Consider the following 939-nt stretch of genomic DNA (forward strand, 5'->3'; position numbering starts at 1 on the left):
ATCCCGCGACACCCGGAAGCGGTGCTCGGTGCTGCTGTCGGTGCACGTCATGCCCGACGGCTCGCTGTCGCAGGTGACGGCGGCGGGTTCGCCCTTGCAGGTGAGCGAAGCCACGGAACGGGTGTCGCCGGCTTGCAGCGTCGGCAGCCCGGCTCCGCGGGTGGTGTCCGTGTGGCAGGCCATCGCCGGCGAGCTGCCCTGCACGATGTCGACTTGGTCGCCGAAGGCCCCCATGCAGGACTGCGGGCGGGGCGGCATCACGTAGGTGGGGTCGATGACGCCGCAGGACGCGCGGGGCGCATCTCCACCGAAAGCCGCCATCACGCAGGTGACGTCGCCCGAGGGCGACTGGAAGTGGTAGAGCGGGTCCGCGTGCGCCGGGCCCACCGCGGTCGCGGCCGCCAGGAGCGGAACCGCGGCGACCATTGATGCCTTCATGATGACGTTGTAATCCTTTTGGGCGGCCAGGTGAAGGCCCCCGCGCAAACTCATTTCGGGATTATCGGTCCGGTCCACCGGCGCACAGGCTTACGCTCAGCAAATGATGAGGACCCTCGCTGTCGCCGCCGCGACGGTCGCGGCCGCCACCGTGATGCCGGCGACCGCGCACGCGGACACCCAGAACTTTCAATCGCCGTCCGGCAACATCTACTGCGTCCTGGGCGGCTTCGGTGTGGCGTGCGACATCAGCGACTTCGACTACCAGCCACCGCCGCCACCGGAGTGCGGCAAGCATCTCGCCTGGGGCAACCGCTTCGTGTTGAACCTGGGCGAGCCGGCCGCCATCCACTGCCACGGCGACACCCTGCGCTTCGCCGGCGAGCCGACCCTCGACTACGGCCAGACCCAGTCCGCGGGCACGATCACCTGCGACAGCGAGCCGTCGGGCATGACGTGCACCGACTCCAGCACCGGGCACTACTTCCGGGTGTCGCGGGA

The 939-nt window shown here is 69.5% G+C and carries 2 protein-coding genes; one reads left to right on the forward strand and one right to left on the reverse strand.

The features are described from left to right. The coding region (locus A5691_RS11425; protein WP_156734780.1) for a hypothetical protein at positions 1-492 on the reverse strand (492 nt) is incomplete at its 3' end. Between the two features lie 49 nt (positions 493-541). Here A5691_RS11425 and A5691_RS11430 point away from each other — a divergent pair. After that, positions 542-939: DUF6636 domain-containing protein (locus A5691_RS11430; RefSeq protein ID WP_067778349.1), on the forward strand; the 398-nt coding region annotated here is incomplete at its 3' end.

The sequence above is a fragment of the Mycobacterium sp. E183 genome, assembly GCF_001667735.1.
In the GTDB taxonomy this organism is placed as follows: domain Bacteria; phylum Actinomycetota; class Actinomycetes; order Mycobacteriales; family Mycobacteriaceae; genus Mycobacterium.